The 14,827-nt window shown below is 61.9% G+C and carries 13 protein-coding genes; 3 read left to right on the forward strand and 10 right to left on the reverse strand.

All coding sequences use genetic code 11. The annotated features are described in order from the left end of the window. Nucleotides 1-107: 107 nt before the first annotated feature. Nucleotides 108-2,402 (reverse strand): bifunctional salicylyl-CoA 5-hydroxylase/oxidoreductase, encoded by a 2,295-nt coding sequence (locus HEP69_RS01010; protein WP_290556647.1) that lies wholly within the window; start codon nt 2,400-2,402, stop codon nt 108-110. Nucleotides 2,403-2,693: 291 nt separating this feature from the next. Here HEP69_RS01010 and HEP69_RS01020 point away from each other — a divergent pair, with 291 nt between their 5' ends. Continuing rightward, the gene (locus HEP69_RS01020) at nt 2,694-3,227 is read left to right on the forward strand and encodes a glyoxalase superfamily protein (protein ID WP_366111288.1); all 534 of its coding nucleotides are present in this window, start codon (nt 2,694-2,696) and stop codon (nt 3,225-3,227) included. A gap of 22 nt (nt 3,228-3,249) precedes the next feature. Here HEP69_RS01020 and HEP69_RS01025 read toward each other — a convergent pair whose 3' ends face one another. The 9 genes from HEP69_RS01025 to HEP69_RS01065 all read right to left on the reverse strand — a co-directional run bounded on the left by HEP69_RS01025 (nt 3,250) and on the right by HEP69_RS01065 (nt 11,545). Further along, nucleotides 3,250-3,672, reverse strand: a complete 423-nt coding sequence (locus HEP69_RS01025) for a thioesterase family protein (RefSeq protein ID WP_290556648.1) — start codon at nt 3,670-3,672, stop codon at nt 3,250-3,252. A gap of 2 nt (nt 3,673-3,674) precedes the next feature. Then, nucleotides 3,675-4,364: an ABC transporter ATP-binding protein gene (locus tag HEP69_RS01030; RefSeq protein ID WP_290556649.1), complete on the reverse strand. Its 690-nt coding sequence runs from the start codon at nt 4,362-4,364 to the stop codon at nt 3,675-3,677. Further along, complete coding sequence (locus tag HEP69_RS01035) at nt 4,361-5,116, reverse strand: ABC transporter ATP-binding protein (protein WP_290556650.1); 756 nt, start codon at nt 5,114-5,116, stop codon at nt 4,361-4,363. The genes HEP69_RS01030 and HEP69_RS01035 overlap by 4 nt, the downstream gene beginning before the upstream one ends. Further along, the gene (locus HEP69_RS01040) at nt 5,109-6,092 is read right to left on the reverse strand and encodes a branched-chain amino acid ABC transporter permease (protein WP_290556651.1); all 984 of its coding nucleotides are present in this window, start codon (nt 6,090-6,092) and stop codon (nt 5,109-5,111) included. The genes HEP69_RS01035 and HEP69_RS01040 overlap by 8 nt, the downstream gene beginning before the upstream one ends. 1 nt (nt 6,093) lies before the next feature. Then, nucleotides 6,094-7,011: a branched-chain amino acid ABC transporter permease gene (locus tag HEP69_RS01045; protein WP_290556652.1), complete on the reverse strand. Its 918-nt coding sequence runs from the start codon at nt 7,009-7,011 to the stop codon at nt 6,094-6,096. A 66-nt stretch (nt 7,012-7,077) separates the two neighbouring features. After that, nucleotides 7,078-8,175 (reverse strand): ABC transporter substrate-binding protein, encoded by a 1,098-nt coding sequence (locus HEP69_RS01050; RefSeq protein WP_366111289.1) that lies wholly within the window; start codon nt 8,173-8,175, stop codon nt 7,078-7,080. A 292-nt stretch (nt 8,176-8,467) separates the two neighbouring features. Continuing rightward, nucleotides 8,468-9,151: an isochorismatase family cysteine hydrolase gene (locus tag HEP69_RS01055; protein WP_290556654.1), complete on the reverse strand. Its 684-nt coding sequence runs from the start codon at nt 9,149-9,151 to the stop codon at nt 8,468-8,470. A gap of 21 nt (nt 9,152-9,172) precedes the next feature. After that, nucleotides 9,173-10,747: an NAD(P)/FAD-dependent oxidoreductase gene (locus HEP69_RS01060; RefSeq protein WP_290556655.1), complete on the reverse strand. Its 1,575-nt coding sequence runs from the start codon at nt 10,745-10,747 to the stop codon at nt 9,173-9,175. Between the two features lie 6 nt (nt 10,748-10,753). Then, nucleotides 10,754-11,545: a cyclase family protein gene (locus HEP69_RS01065; protein WP_290556656.1), complete on the reverse strand. Its 792-nt coding sequence runs from the start codon at nt 11,543-11,545 to the stop codon at nt 10,754-10,756. A gap of 144 nt (nt 11,546-11,689) precedes the next feature. Between HEP69_RS01065 and HEP69_RS01070 the strand changes: the two genes are divergently transcribed. Both HEP69_RS01070 and HEP69_RS01075 read left to right on the forward strand, forming a co-directional pair. Then, nucleotides 11,690-13,264: an NAD(P)/FAD-dependent oxidoreductase gene (locus HEP69_RS01070; RefSeq protein WP_290556657.1), complete on the forward strand. Its 1,575-nt coding sequence runs from the start codon at nt 11,690-11,692 to the stop codon at nt 13,262-13,264. Nucleotides 13,265-13,299: 35 nt separating this feature from the next. Beyond that, nucleotides 13,300-14,823, forward strand: coding sequence for an ABC transporter substrate-binding protein (locus HEP69_RS01075; protein ID WP_290556658.1), 1,524 nt, complete (start codon nt 13,300-13,302; stop codon nt 14,821-14,823). The last annotated feature ends 4 nt before the right edge of the window (nt 14,824-14,827 follow it).

Raw genomic sequence — 14,827 nt, forward strand, 5'->3', positions numbered from 1 at the left:
GTATCTCGAACCGCAGTCACACCAGCGGTACCCGCCGGGGCGCACAGACCGAACGTCACCTTATCGATAATGACGGCCTGCGATTCCCGCGTGGTGCCGGGTCGATGCTAAGCGCGAATGGTTTCCTGCGCGCGCTCTTGCAGGCGATACGCCTGATCGCGCCCGGCCAGATAGGGATCTGGCCAGTTCGCCTGGGTATCCCCCAGTTCCACCGCGCGGTGCAAGGTCCAGTAAGGATCGCTCAGATGCGGGCGGGCCAGACAGACCAGATCGGCGCGCCCGGCCATCAGGATCGAATTGGCGTGATCGGCCTCATAGATGTTGCCGACCGCCATGGTGGGAATGTCCAGCTCGTTCCGGATGAGGTTGGAGAACGGCGTCTGGAACATGCGGCCATAGACCGGCTGCGCGTCCTCGCTGGTCTGCCCGGCCGAGACGTCGATGATGTCCGCGCCCGCTTCGTGGAACATCCGGGCCACCTCTACCGCGTCAGCGGGTGTGATGCCGTCCTCGCCCATCCAGTCATGGGCCGAGATCCGCACAGACATCGGCCTTTCCCCAGGCCAGGCTGCACGCATTGCCCGCATCACCTCCAGAGGAAATCGCATCCGGTTGTCCAAAGACCCGCCATAGTCATCGCCCCGTACATTCGACAGTGGCGAGATAAAGGACGAGATGAGATACCCATGCGCTGCATGCAGCTCGATCATGTCAAAGCCCGCGCGCGCCGCCATCTGCGTTGAAGCCACGAATTGATCGCGCACCGCGTCCATCTCGGCCCGTGTGATCTCACGTGGGGTGATGTTGCGGTCGGTCCATGGAATGGCGGAGGCCGACACGATCTCCCAATTGCCATCGGCCAAGGGCGCGTCCATCTCCTCCCAGCCCAGCTGGGTCGAGCCCTTGCGCCCGGAATGACCGATCTGGCAGCAAATCTTTGCGTCGGTTTCCGCGTGGACGAAACCGGTCAGGCGCGCCCATGCCGCCTCATGCTCGGGCGCGTAAAGGCCGGTGCAGCCGGGCGTGATCCGCCCTTTGGGCGAGACACAGCTCATCTCGGTATAAACCAGGCCCGCGCCGCCTTTGGCCCGTTCGGCGTAATGCACGAAATGCCAATCGGTGGGGCGCCCATCCACGGCCTTGTATTGGGCCATGGGCGAGACGACGATGCGATTGGCCAGCGTCATCTCGCGCAGCTTGAACGGGGCGAACATTGGCGCGCGCACTGGCGCATCCGCCGACACACCGGCCTGGGTCTGAAACCAGCGTTCCGCGGTCTCGACCCATGCGGGATCGCGTAGGCGCAGGTTCTCATGGCTGATCCGCTGAGACCGGGTCAGCAGGTTATAGTTGAACTGCACCGGATCCTGATCGAGATAGCGTTCCACCTGCTCAAACCACTCCAGCGAGTTGCGCGCCGCCGATTGCAGGCGCAAAACCTCAAGCCGCCGCTCCTCCTGATAACGCTGGAACGCCTTTTCCATGGTCGGTTCGGACTGCAGATAATTGGCCAGCGCAATCGCACTGTCAAAGGCCAGCCGCGACCCCGACCCTATCGAGAAATGGCCGGTCGCCGCCGCATCCCCCATCAGGACCACATTGCCATTATACCACGTTTCGCAAATCACCCGGGGGAAGTTCATCCACACGGCAGAACCGCGCAGGTGATCCGCGTTCGACATCAGATCGTGCCCGCCCAGATACTTGGCAAACACTCTTTGGCAAGTGGCGACCGTCTCTTGCTTGGACATGTCGGCAAAGCCCCACGCGTCCCATGTGGGTTGCAGGCATTCCACGATGAAGGTCGCTGTGTCTTCGTCAAACTGATAAACATGCGCCCACATCCAACCATGTTCGGTCTTTTCAAAGATAAAGGTGAACGCGTCGTCGAATTTCTGATGCGTGCCCAACCAGATGAATTTGCACAGCCGGGTGTCGATATCGGGCTTGTAGATTTCCTGGTACTCGGTCCGCACGGCTGAGTTGATCCCGTCAGAGGCGACAACCAGGTCATAATCCCGGCGATAGGCCTCGGCGGTCTTGAACTCCGTCTCGAGTTGCAGGTTTACGCCCAGCTGCCGCGCCCGCTGCTGAAGCAGGATCAGCATCTGCTTGCGCCCGATACCGGCAAACCCGTGCCCGCCCGACACTGTGCGTACACCGTTATGCTCTATCGCGATATCGTCCCAATAGGCAAAGTGATCGCGAATGGCCTGGGCGCTCTTGGGATCGTTCTCCTGCATCTGCTCCAACGCATCGTCAGACAGGACAACCCCCCAGCCAAAAGTGTCGTTGGCGCGGTTGCGTTCCAGGACCGTTACATCGTGGTCCGGATCGCGCAATTTCATGCTGATCGCAAAGTAGAGGCCCGCTGGCCCGCCGCCCAGGCACATGATTTTCATGATCATCACTCCATCTATGGCGTCGCGCGTTTATGAAAAACTCTAGGGGGTCGATGAATTTATTTCAAGCTTGAAAATTTATACTTGAAACAATTAGAGTGTCACAAGCATCCCCTCCTTCGCTTGACAGCAAAGTGTCCGTGACCGTACCCCTTGTGTCATGGGCCGATGCTGCCTGCCGCTCGCACATATGGTCAAAGCATCCTGATGTTCCTCGCATGATGCCCCCTGACTGGCGATGGATCGGCAACGCGAGCACCGAGACGGCTTCGCCAGCGTCAAGAGGACCCTATGCAAACCATCACCCAAGCCAAAGCACAGGCCAAGCGGCTGCGCGCCGCACTGGCCAAACGCGACATTGATCTGCCCCACACAACCACCCTTGAACTCATCGCCGAAGGGCTGGGGTTCAAGGATTGGAACACCGCCGCCGCCAGCCTCGATCCCGGGCACGCCACCGATATCGTGTTTGAAAAGACCATCCCGATCCTGCGGATTTTCGACGAGGGGAAAGCACGTGAGTTCTATTGTGATTTTCTGGGTTTTTCGGTTGTGTTCGAGCATCGGTTCGCCGCCGACCTGCCTCTCTATCTGGGCATCGGGCGCGCGGACGTGCAGCTGCACCTGTCCGAACATCACGGTGATGCCAGCCCCGGCGCAACCGTTTTCGTGCCCATGCGGGGCATTGCCAGGTTCCATGCCGAATTGACGGCGAAACGTTATAACTACGGGCGACCGGGGTTGGAAGCGCAGCCCTGGGGCGAACAGGTTGAGGTTCACGACCCCTTTGGAAACCGGCTGCGGTTCTGTCAGCAATCGGCCTGAGACGCATAAATCCGAGCCTCGCTCAGCCGACAGCACGGCCCGGTGCGTCGGTCACGAGCGATTGCAGGATCTCGCGCAGCGCATCGGGCCACGGCGTCGACGTGCCAGCCCGGTCGGTCAGAACCAGCGTCGATTGTGCGCGAAACCGCAGCTCATCGGCGCAATGGCAGGCGTATCCAACTGTCAGGCTCGACCGGCCCACGCGTTGAATATCAAGGGTTATCTCCAGATCATCACCCAATCGGCTGGGGGCCGCAAAAGTCGCCTCGATCTGGGCCGTGGGCACCCCGTTCTCTGCCTGCACCTGGGCAAAGGAGAAGCCCAAGACCTCCTCGAAAAACGCTTCGACCGTGTCATTCGTCATCTCGAAATAGCGCGGATAGAAGACGATCCCGGCCGGATCGCAGTGTTTGAACTTCACCTTCTGGCGATAGATAAATGCCATGATCAGACCCCGAGATACCTGTCTTTGACGTCTGCCGACAGATCCGCGATACCGCCTTGCCAGACCGAGCTGCCGCGTTCGAGAATGACGACGCCATCGGCGATCTGCCGCAGCTCGGCGATGGATTTGTCCACCACCAGGATCGAGAGGCCCGTCTGCCGTTTCAGCGTGGCGATCGCGGTCCAGATTTCCTGACGCACCACCGGCGCCAACCCTTCGGTTGCCTCGTCCAGGATCAAAAGACGCGGATTGGTCATCAACGCGCGCCCGATGGACAACATCTGCTGCTCGCCGCCCGACAGCGATGCGGCCATCTGATCGCTGCGCTCTTTTAGCCGGGGGAAAAGCCCATGCACCTTGCCCAGATCCCATTCCCCGGGCCGGGCCGAGGCGATGAGGTTCTCGCCAACAGTCAGATTGGGAAAACACCGCCGCCCTTCGGGCACCAGACCGATCCCGCGCCGGGCGGCGCGATGGGCGGGCAGGTTGGCGATATCCTCACCCGCGAATGTCACGCGCCCTTCAGGGTTCTTCAGCAGGCGGCAGATCACCTTGATTGTGGTCGACTTGCCCATCCCGTTGCGCCCCATCAGCGCGATCACCTCGCCTTCGCCAATCGTCAGATCAACCCCGAAGAGCGCCGGTGTCGCGCCATAGATGGCAGTGACCGCTTCGAGTTCCAGCAGGCTCATGACGCGTCCTCCTCGCCCAGATAGGCCAGCTGAACTTCTGGATTGGCGCGGATCTCCTCGACGCTGCCGGTCGCGATGATCTTGCCATAAACCAGGACGCTGATCCGGTCGGCCAGCGCAAAGACCGCGTCCATGTCATGTTCCACCAGCAGGATCGGCGCCTCGTGTTTGAGCTCACGCAGAAACGCGGTCAGTCGTTTCGACCCGCCACCGCCCATGCCGGCCATCGGTTCGTCCATCATGAATGCCTTGGGCGAGAGGGTCAGGGCAACCGCAACCTCAAGCTGGCGCCGCTGACCATGCGACAGCTCGGCGGTGATCGTCTGGGCGTGGTCGGTCAGCTTGACCTGCTCCAACGCGGCATGCGCCCGTGCAAGCAGCGCCTTGTCCTTCATCGCGGGCCGAAAGAACCGGAACGCACCGCCGCTTTGCCCGACGGCTCCCAGCACCGCGTTTTCCAAAACAGTGTACTCCATCGCCAGAGCCGAGATCTGGAACGTGCGCGCCAGCCCCAGCCGCGCGCGCTCGACCGTCGACAGCGCGCTGACGTCCCGGCCCAGGAAATGGACAGCACCGCTGTCGGGTTTCATGCCCCCCGCGATCTGTTTGATCAGCGTCGACTTGCCCGCCCCGTTGGGACCGATCAGCGCGTGGATTTCACCCGGATAGAGATCGAGCGTTATGCCATCGCTGGCCTTTAACGCGCCAAAGGATTTGTGCACGTCCACCACATTTAGGATCGGATCAGGCATGCCGACGCTCCTTCTTCGACAGCGTCCCGATCAGGCCGCCATGGGCAAAAAGCACCACGAACAACAGGATCGCGCCCAGATAGATGTGCCAGTATTCCGACAGCCCCCCCAGATAATGCTCCAGCACGATGAACAACGCTGCCCCCGCCACCGGACCATAAAGCCGCGCAACACCGCCGAGGATGATAAAGATCATAATTTCGCCACTGGTGTGCCAGCTGAACATCGTCGGGCTGACGAACCGGTTGAGATCGGCAAAAAGCGCCCCCGCCAGCCCGGTGATCGCGCCCGAGATCACAAAGGCCACCAGCCGCAGCCGATAGGTGTTGATGCCGACTGTCTGTGCCCGCTCGGTGTTCTGGCGCGCGCCGGCCAGCGCCAGCCCGAAGGGCGAATTGTTCAGCCGCGAGACAAACAACAGGGCCAGCATTAGGATCACATAACAGATCCCAAAGAACTGTATCGGATCCAGCGTGTTGAGCCCGGGAAACTGGTTGCGCACATAAATCGACAGGCCGTCTTCACCGCCATAGGCAGGCCAGCTGATGGTGAAGTAGTAAAACATCTGCCCGAAGGCGAGCGTGACCATAATGAAGTAAACGCCCGACGTCCTGAGCGAGAGCGCCCCGACCACCAGCGCCACCAGCGCGCTGGCGATCATCGCCACCAGCCAGATCACCGGCATTGAGTTGGTCCCCTCGATCAGGAACGGCACCTCCATCAGGGGGGTAAAGCTTTGTGCGTGACTGGCCAGGATGCCCATCGAGTAGCCTCCGACGCCAAAGAAAGTGGCGTGACCGAAACTCACCAACCCTCCTTGCCCCAGCGCCAGGTTCAGACCCACCGCCGCCAGAGCAAGAATGGCCACCTTGGTCGCAAGGGTGATGAAAAACGGCTCGTCCAGAAAAAGCGCCGCCACCGGCACCAACAGCAGCAGGCTCGCGATCACGATATTCAGCGTGGATTCTCGCAACACGTCAGGCACTCCCAAAGAGGCCGTTGGGCTTGAAGATCAAGACCCCCGCCATCAGCACATAAATCAGCATCGATGCCAGCGCGGAGCCGACGGTGTTTGCCGCCGACGCATCCATGAAGGTGGTGAACGCCCAAGGCAGCATGGTCCGGCCCAGCGTATCGGTCAGCCCCACCAGAATGGCCCCCGCCAGCGCGCCCTTGATCGACCCGATGCCGCCGATCACGATGACCACGAAGGCCAGGATCAGAACCGGCTCGCCCATCCCGACCTCGACCGACTGGATGGCGCCCACCAATGCGCCGGAAAGGCCAGCCAGCGCCGCCCCCAGCGCAAAAACCAGCGTATAAAGGACCGAGATATCGACGCCCAGCGCTCCGATCATCTCCCGATCGCTTTCGCCCGCGCGGATCCGCATGCCGACCCGGGTTTTCGAGATCAGCAGGAACAGCGCCGCCGCCACCACCAGGCCAATCACGATGATCGTCAGCCGGTACAGCGAATATTGAATGCCCCCCGGCAGCATCACGGTACCCGACAGCGCGTCCGGAATATCGAGGAACAGCGGAAAAGAGCCAAAGACCCAGCGCGTCGCCTCGGAAAAGACCAGGATCAGGGCAAAGGTGGCCAGAACCTGATCCAGATGATCGCGATCATAAAGACGCCTGATGATCGTCAGCTCGATCAGCGCGCCAAACGCCGCCGCCGCCGCCAGGCTGGCAATCAGGGCCAGCACGAACGATCCCGACCAGGCCGCGACCGCCGCCGCCGCAAACGCACCCACCATGTAAAGAGAGCCATGCGCCAGGTTGATCAGGCCCATCACGCCAAAGATCAGCGTCAGACCGGCGGCCATCAAAAAAAGCATCACACCGAACTGAAGCCCGTTCAGGACCTGCTCGACCAGAAGTATAAGTGACATTCGATCCCTGCCCCGGAAAAACAGGCCGGAAACACGTGGGCTTCCGGCCATACAGTCAATGTCGGATCACAATCCACACTCGCTCGCATAGACGTCCTGGTGATCCGTCAGGGAGGTGCCGACGATCCTGTTGGTGAAGACTTCCCCCTCCTGGATAACTTCGCGGACATAGATGTCCTGGATCGGATGTTGGTTGTTGCCGAACTCGAAATCCCCCCGGGTGGAGCTGAAATCCGCCTCAAGCAGGGCCGCGCGGAAGGCATCGGCATCCTGTACATCGGCCTTGGACAGCGCGCTGAGGATCAGGTTGGCACTGTCAAAGGACTGCGACGCATAAAGCGACGGCAGACGTCCGAACGCCGCCTCAAAGCTTTCGACGAAAGCCTTGTTGGTCGGGTTGTCGATGTCCTTGCTCCATTGCGAGGTGTTCTTCACTCCCAGCGCCGCATCGCCCACCGCCTGCAAGATCCCCTGATCGAAGCTGAAGGCGGGTCCCACCACGGGCAGGTCGATGCCGCTATCGGCGTATTGTTTCAGGAATGAAATCCCCATGCCACCGGGCAGAAAGAAAAAGATGCTATCGGCACCCGAGGCGCGGATCTGCGCGATCTCGGCGGCGTAATCGGTCTGACCCAACCGGGTGTAAAGTTCGCCCGCCAGCTCGCCCTCATACATCCGCTTGAACCCGGTCAGCGCGTCCTGCCCCGCCGGATAGTTGGGTGCGAGGATGAACGCGTTCTGATATCCCGCGCTGGTGGTATAGGCGCCCGCCGCCTCGTGCAGGTTGTCGTTCTGCCAGGCCACATTGAAGTATTTCTCATGACATCCGCGCCCGGCCAACTGGGTCGGTCCGGCATTGGGCGAGACATAGAATTTACCCTGCGCCGTCGCACTGGGCACAACCGCCAGGGCAAGATTGGACCAGATGATCCCGGTCAACAGATCCACCTTGTCGGACTGGATCAGCTTGTCCGAAAGCTGGACCGCCAGATCCGGCTGGCGCTGATCGTCGACGATCACAACTTCGACATTCTCGTTGCCCGCCTGGTCGATGGCGAGCATGAAGCCGTCGCGGATATCGGCGCCGATGCCTGCACCGCCTCCCGTTAATGTCGTGATCATGCCAATCTTGATCGCGTTGCCATCCTCGGCCATCGCCGCCATGGGCAGGGTCGTGGCCAGAAGGGTCGCCGCCGCAATCCCCTTGAGTTTTGAAACACCTTGTCCTGTTGGTCGCATTCTTTGTTCTCCATGCTGTTGCTGGTCTGCGCTTTTGAGACTGCGCAGTACGACTGGAGCTTACAGTGCTTTTCCAGTTTTCTCCCAGCAGTGAATTCAGCCAGATGCCCGTTTTCCCAGGCTTGATGAGGCCGCCATCCTTGAAACGCTAGCCGAGGACGTTTTTTGCTTCAAGCAATAATGTTTTGACCTTAAAGTTTAGCGGGGACCTCGACGATCACCTGCCTAACCGCTCAGCGATCTCATCGATGGTCATCACATCGCCGAATTGCTGGATAATGGTCTCCAGAGCCGCGCGGTGTTCGTCATCCGACAGCGCGGCGGTGGCATCCGACACCATGACCACGTTGAAATCCATCATCATCGCATCGCGTGCCGTGGACTCGCAGCAGACATTCGTCTTGGTTCCGGTGATCAGCAGAGTGTCGATACCCAGGCTGCGCAGCACCCGCTCCAACGGCGAGGCGCCGGTGATCAGAGCCGAGTACCGGTTCTTGAGCATCCGGATATCGGCCTCTTCGACCTCCAGACCCTGCCAGATCTCCTGTCCCGGGCTGCCCGGTGCCATGCTTTCAACTGTCCGCGCACGCACCGCGTCAGAAACGAAATTGTCGTAAAACCCGGCCCAGTCGCTCTGGCCATTGGTGTTCAGATTGGCATGATTGACCCAGATGACATGACCCCCGGCCTGCCGCATCAGGCTGTTCAGCCGGTTGATCGGACGCACCAACTGCCGCGACAGGGGCACCTCGGCGGGCCCGCCTTCGGCGCAAAAGGTGGCTTGCATGTCGATGACGACAGAGGCGGTGCGCGCTGGCACGAACCGGTCAAACAGATGCACCCGTCCGCGCCGCGCGATCACGCGTGCGATGATCTCGTCCCGGATACCGATCTGATGCATCTGTCTTCCCCGCTGCGCACCTCAGAGGCTGCTGGCAAGCAACACGCCCGACCCGCCGCCAAGGCCGGGGCCGGGATGGGTCGAGGCACCGATATGATAGAGGTTCTTGATATGCGTCTTGTGATTGACCGTGTCGGTGAAAGGGCGCCACAGGAAGAACTGGTCAATGGTCGCCGCACCGCCATAGGGATCGCCGCCCACCAGATTGATGTTCATCGCCTCCAGATCCGCAGGCGAGATCACGACGCGGGTACCCTTGATCGCATCGAAATTGCGAATATGGGCACGCACGATCCCCTCGATCCGGTCGGCATAGGCTTCGGCCAGCGTGGGCGTCCAGGTTTGATCCGCAGGCGTCTCGATCCTGCCCGCCGCATCGCCTTTGACCACACGCGGCGCCTCGGGCATTTGCAGCCACAGGATCGCCTTGCCATCCGGGCAGCGGGTGGGATCAAGGGCATGCGGCTGGCCCACGCAGATCGTGGGCACCTCGGGCAAGAGCCCGCGCTCGGCCTCGTTGACGGCCTTAGACACCGCATCAAGCCCGTCCGTGAGGTGCAATAGAGCGACCTCTGACAGCGCCTCGGCGCCCCAGTCGGGCAGGCCGTTCAGCGCGTAATGAATCTGGAAATTCGCCTTGCCGTGCCGGTACGCCGTGGCGGCCTGGCGTTTGCCGCCTGCGTCTTCATCCGACAGGAGGGTATGATAGAGCTGCCCCGGTGCGACGGAGGCCACGACGCCCTTGCCGGCCGCAATCGCCTCCCCGTTCGCAAGGGTGACACCGGTGGCCTTGCCCCGCGACGTGGTGATCCGGGCGACATCCGCGCCGGTGCGCACGGTACCGCCGTTTTCCTCGATGATGGCGCGCAAAGCCTGCGTCAGCCGCTCGGCGCCGCCTTCGACGATGGGCGCGCCCGCCGCCTCCAGCGCGAAGCCGATCACGCGCGACATCTCTCCGGAAAAGGAGGTCTCGGGGCCGAGCCCCGCATGCAGGCACCATGGCGCGAACAGCGCACGGCTCAGATCCGAGGAAAACCGCGTCTCCAGCCAGGCCCGCGCAGGCAACAGCGTCGCCCCGAGCGTATCGAGCAGATTGCGCGTGCCCCCCTTGAGGGCTGCCTTGGCGAAAAGCTTGGCCGTGGCCCCGCCATAGGCTTGTCCGCCCAGAAGGCCAAAGAGCATCTCGGCGTTTTGCTCCACATACCCGATCTCGGAGCGCAGCGCGGCCCCGTCGCCCGCGCCTGCCCCCTCGAACGCGGCGCGGTTCACCTCGCGGTCGGTGGTCAGGACCAGATGACTGCCATCGGGGCGCAACACGCCGGTGGGGCTGGCGGTGTTGGCGAACCGGACGCCGTGGCGGGCCAGATCGCCGCCCAGCTCCTCCATCGCGGGTCCGGTCACGAACAGCACGAAAGTTGTGGCCATCACGTCATGGATGTATCCCGGACCCGTCAGCGCCTCGGTCCGGATACAGCCGCCGATCCGGTCATTGCGTTCCAGCACCAGCACCCGCGCCTTGCGCTTGGCCAGCATCGCGGCCCCGACCAGGGCATTGATGCCACTGCCGACGAAAACGTAACGGGGCACCGGGGCCATGATCCGTTACCCGGCAACCAGAGCCAATGCGCGGATCGGACTGCCGGTGCCTTGAACCAGCTTGAGCGGCGCCGCGATCAGCACAGCGCCCTTTGCGGGCAACTGATCGAGCTGCGCGAGCGAAGCCAGCCCGTACATGTTATTGGCATGCAGCATGGTGTGCGCGGGAAAGGCAGGCTCCAGCGTCGCGGCCTGACCCCAATCGGTGCCGATGCATTCGCTGCCCCAGCCCTTAATCTTCTTGCCGATCAGATATTCGACAGCCGCCACCGACGGACCCGGGGAATGCGGCTGGCCGTCGGCGTCGTTGTTCAGGAAATCCGCCTCGGACCCGTTGCGCTTGTACCAATCGGTGCGCATCACGACCCACTCGCCTGCGCCGATCTCGCCATGCTCGGCCTCCCAGGCCTTGATGTGATCGACCTCCAGCAGGAAATCGGGATCGGCCTCACTTTCCTTGGAGCAATCAATCACGTTCACCGGGCCGACAAAGTTCTGCGGGTCGATGGTATCGGTATATCCATCGGCGTAATCCTTGCCGGAAATCCAGTGATGGGGCGCATCGAAATGGGTGCCCGAATGCTCTCCGATCTTCAGCCAGTTCCACGCCCAATAGGGCCCATGTTCGTCATATTCCGAGATCTTGTGAACCTCGATCGGGGGGGTGTTGTCGCCAAACCCTTCGGGCAGTTTCAAAAGCGGCGTCTCCGGTCCCAGGGGACCGGCCAGGTCCACCACACGGACCCCTCCGCTCAGCAGCATGGTGCCAAGAGTGTCGAGTGTTGATTGCGCTGTCATGTGAAATCTCCCTGCATCTGTTGCCCGATTTGGCGCTGGCATGGCCCGCAAAATATATGCAACTGCAAATACTTCTTTACAGCCCGTCCCGGAGTCGTGCAAGAATTAATTCAAGGTTGAAATACTTTGGAACGGGTCCGGAACATGAGCGCGACAACCTATGATGCGGTCATAATCGGGGCGGGGCACAATGGCCTTGCCGCGGCGTTGCATCTAAGCGCCAAGGGATGGTCCGTTGCCATGTTCGAGCGGTCGGGTCACATCGGCGGCTGCGTGGCCACGGATGAGGTGACAGCCCCCGGCTTTCGCAGCGATCTGGCCGCCGCCAACCTGTCGCTCTTTGCCGGATCGGGCTTTCATGCTCACTATGCCGAGGAGCTGGCGCGGCATGGTTTTGCCCTCGCTCCCGCCGCCAGACCTTTCGCCAGCGCCTTTCCCGATGGCACTTGGTTGGGCGTGTCGACCGATCTTGACGCCACTGCGGCGGGCATCGCGGCCCTGTCGCAGGCCGATGCGGACCGCTGGCGCGCCATGGTCGCGGCCTTCCCGGATGAGGCCCAGCATATTGGCGGGCTTTTGAACACACCGATGACACGCTCGGCTTTGTTGAAATTTCTGTGGCGCACCTGGCGGGCCAAGGGTGCTGCGTGGATGCTCGACACCGCGCGGATGCTGATGTCATCCTCCCGCGCCTGGCTGGATCGCGAGTTTGAGAACGACAAGCTCAAGGCGATGATGGCCAGCTGGGGCATGCATCTGGATTTCGCGCCCGAGGTCGCGGGCGGTGCGATCTTTCCCTATCTGGAATCGATGGCCAACCAGTGCTTTGGCATGGTTCTGGGCCAAGGCGGCGCCGATGTGATGCCGCGGGCGCTGGCCGCCGCGATCCGCGAACGGGGCGGCGTGATCGAGACCGGCGTGGCTGTCGAACAGGTCGGTCACGACGGCACCCGCGCCACCGCTGTTACGCTGTCGGATGGCCGGGTCATCGCCGCGCGCAAGGCTGTCATCGCCGGGACAACGCCTGCCGCGTTGGTGGATCTGACCGGCCCGACCCCCGATCCGCGATACGACGCGCAGGCGCGGGCCTTCGCCCCTGCGCCGGGCACGATGATGATCCATCTCGCCCTCGACGCTCTGCCTGACTGGTCGGCGGGTTCCGAGCTGCAGGAGTTCTCCTATGTCCATCTCGCCCCGTCGATGGCGGCGATGGATCTGGCCTATATCCAGGCCAAATCCGGCCTGCTGCCGACCGAGCCGGTTCTGGTCGTGGGTCAGCCCACCGCGGTCGACCCCAGCCGGGCGCCGGACGGGAAACATGTCCTCTGGGTCCAGGTCCGCATGGCGCCGATGGAGATCAAAGGCGACGCCAAAGGCGAGATCGCGGCCACCGACTGGGCGCAGGCCGCCCGCCCTTTTGCCGACCGGGTTCTCGATATCATCGAACGCTATGCGCCCGGCCTGCGCGGCAAGATCGTCGCAGAGCATATCATGACCCCCGCCGATCTGGAGCGGTGGAACCCCAATCTGGTGGGGGGCGATCAGATCGCGGGCTCGCACCACATCTCGCAGAACTTCCTCTTCCGCCCCGTGCGCGGCTATGCCGATTGGTCCACGCCGCTGAAAAACCTGCATCTCATCGGTGCCTCCACCTGGCCCGGAGGCGGCACAGGGGCCGGATCGGGTTTTATGTTGGCGCAGGATTTGGCAGGCAAGTGAACCGAAGAAAAAAACAAATCAATAGGGAGACCATCATGAGTTTTACACGACGCAACACATTGCAAATGGGTCTGGCCGGGCTGCTGGCCGGTGCCGCGCCCAAAATCGCCCTCGCCCAGGTCAATGACCTGACCATCGCGTTCAACGTCAACCTGCCGGCCTGGGACCCGACCACCGGACCCTCGGCGGTGAATCCGACCATTCAGGCGATCTATCAGTCGGTGTTCGACCAATATATCTCCCAGGCCCCCAATCTGGATTTCGAACCCGGCATCCTCACCGACTGGGGCTGGAACGACGACCGCACCAAGGTGATGATGACCGTCCGCGAGGGTGTGAAATGGCATGACGGCAGCGATCTGACACCCGAGGATGTCGTCTGGTCGCTGGAGCGCGCGGGCAACCCCGAAACCGGAAACCCGATCCAGTTCGTTTGGGGCAAGATCGGCAATTTCACCATCGACGGCCAAACGGTCACGGGCGATGTCAAGGAATACGATCCAACAATCTTCAAGTGGATGGGGTTCCTGACCGCCTATGTGCTGCCCAAAGCCTATTACGAGCGCGTCGGCGCCGAGGGTTTCGAGGCAGCCCCCATCGGCACAGGGCCTTACATGGTCGACCGGTTCGAGAGGAATTCGTTCCTGCGGCTGAAAGCCAACCCCGATTACTGGGGCGGCGTGCCTGAATTCGAAAGCGTCACGATCAAATTCGTCACCGATGCCGCCAGCCGCGTCGCGGAGGTGGAATCCGGTGCCAGCCATGTCACATTGGAAGTGCCCTATGAGGAGTTCGACCGCCTCAAGGAGCGCGACGGGATCATGGGCACCACCACGCCGGTGTCGGATATCGGGATGATCTTTCTCAACGATATCGACGTGATGACCGACCGCAATGTGCGGCTGGCCGCGGCCCATGCCATCGACAAGCAGTTGATCATCGACCGGCTGCTCAGCGGTTACGGCGTGCCCATCGACACATTGCAAACGCCGGAATATGCCGCTTACGATCCGTCGATCACCGTGGCCTATGATCCCGAGCTGGCCAAGGAGTATCTGGCCAAGTCGGGCTATAGCACCGAAAACCCGGTGCGGTTCACCATCCAGACCACCCGCGGGTTCAAGCCCAAGGATTACGAGATGATCCAGGCCATTGTCGGCCTCTGGCGCCGCGTGGGGATCGAGGCCGAGATCGAGGTTTATGAGATCGCCAAGCATTTCGAACTGCGCGCCGCCGATCAACTGGCCCCCGCCGCCTTTTACAACTGGGGCAACTCGGTGGGCGATCCGACGACATCGACGGGTTTTGCGATGTTCGGTCCCTCGCCGCATTCGGTCTGGGACGGGCAAGACGTGTTCGACGCCATCGTGCCGCTTTGGGGTGAAAGCGACGAGGAAAAGCGCATCGCAGGGTTCAAGGCCGTCGACCGGCTGATCGCGGAAGAGGCGTACGTGATCCCGCTTTTGCAATATGTGCAGCCGATCCTGCACAGCTCGGAGGTTGCGGTCACGCCCAGCGTGTCGGGCGCTCTGCTGCCACAGCGCATCTCGCGCGCCTGATCAC

Source organism: Aestuariivita sp. (assembly GCF_021404545.1).
Classification (GTDB): domain Bacteria; phylum Pseudomonadota; class Alphaproteobacteria; order Rhodobacterales; family Rhodobacteraceae; genus Aestuariivita.

What these genes read in the sequence shown, in the direction of transcription:
- HEP69_RS01010 (WP_290556647.1), bottom strand. Translation starts at nt 2,402, where the DNA reads ATGAAAATCATGTGCCTGGGCGGCGGGCCAGCGGGCCTCTACTTTGCG.
- HEP69_RS01020 (WP_366111288.1), top strand. Translation starts at nt 2,694, where the DNA reads ATGCAAACCATCACCCAAGCCAAAGCACAGGCCAAGCGGCTGCGCGCC.
- HEP69_RS01025 (WP_290556648.1), bottom strand. Translation starts at nt 3,672, where the DNA reads ATGGCATTTATCTATCGCCAGAAGGTGAAGTTCAAACACTGCGATCCG.
- HEP69_RS01030 (WP_290556649.1), bottom strand. Translation starts at nt 4,364, where the DNA reads ATGAGCCTGCTGGAACTCGAAGCGGTCACTGCCATCTATGGCGCGACA.
- HEP69_RS01035 (WP_290556650.1), bottom strand. Translation starts at nt 5,116, where the DNA reads ATGCCTGATCCGATCCTAAATGTGGTGGACGTGCACAAATCCTTTGGC.
- HEP69_RS01045 (WP_290556652.1), bottom strand. Translation starts at nt 7,011, where the DNA reads ATGTCACTTATACTTCTGGTCGAGCAGGTCCTGAACGGGCTTCAGTTC.
- HEP69_RS01050 (WP_366111289.1), bottom strand. Translation starts at nt 8,175, where the DNA reads ATGGCGGCGATGGCCGAGGATGGCAACGCGATCAAGATTGGCATGATC.
- HEP69_RS01055 (WP_290556654.1), bottom strand. Translation starts at nt 9,151, where the DNA reads ATGCATCAGATCGGTATCCGGGACGAGATCATCGCACGCGTGATCGCG.
- HEP69_RS01060 (WP_290556655.1), bottom strand. Translation starts at nt 10,747, where the DNA reads ATGGCCCCGGTGCCCCGTTACGTTTTCGTCGGCAGTGGCATCAATGCC.
- HEP69_RS01065 (WP_290556656.1), bottom strand. Translation starts at nt 11,545, where the DNA reads ATGACAGCGCAATCAACACTCGACACTCTTGGCACCATGCTGCTGAGC.
- HEP69_RS01070 (WP_290556657.1), top strand. Translation starts at nt 11,690, where the DNA reads ATGAGCGCGACAACCTATGATGCGGTCATAATCGGGGCGGGGCACAAT.
- HEP69_RS01075 (WP_290556658.1), top strand. Translation starts at nt 13,300, where the DNA reads ATGAGTTTTACACGACGCAACACATTGCAAATGGGTCTGGCCGGGCTG.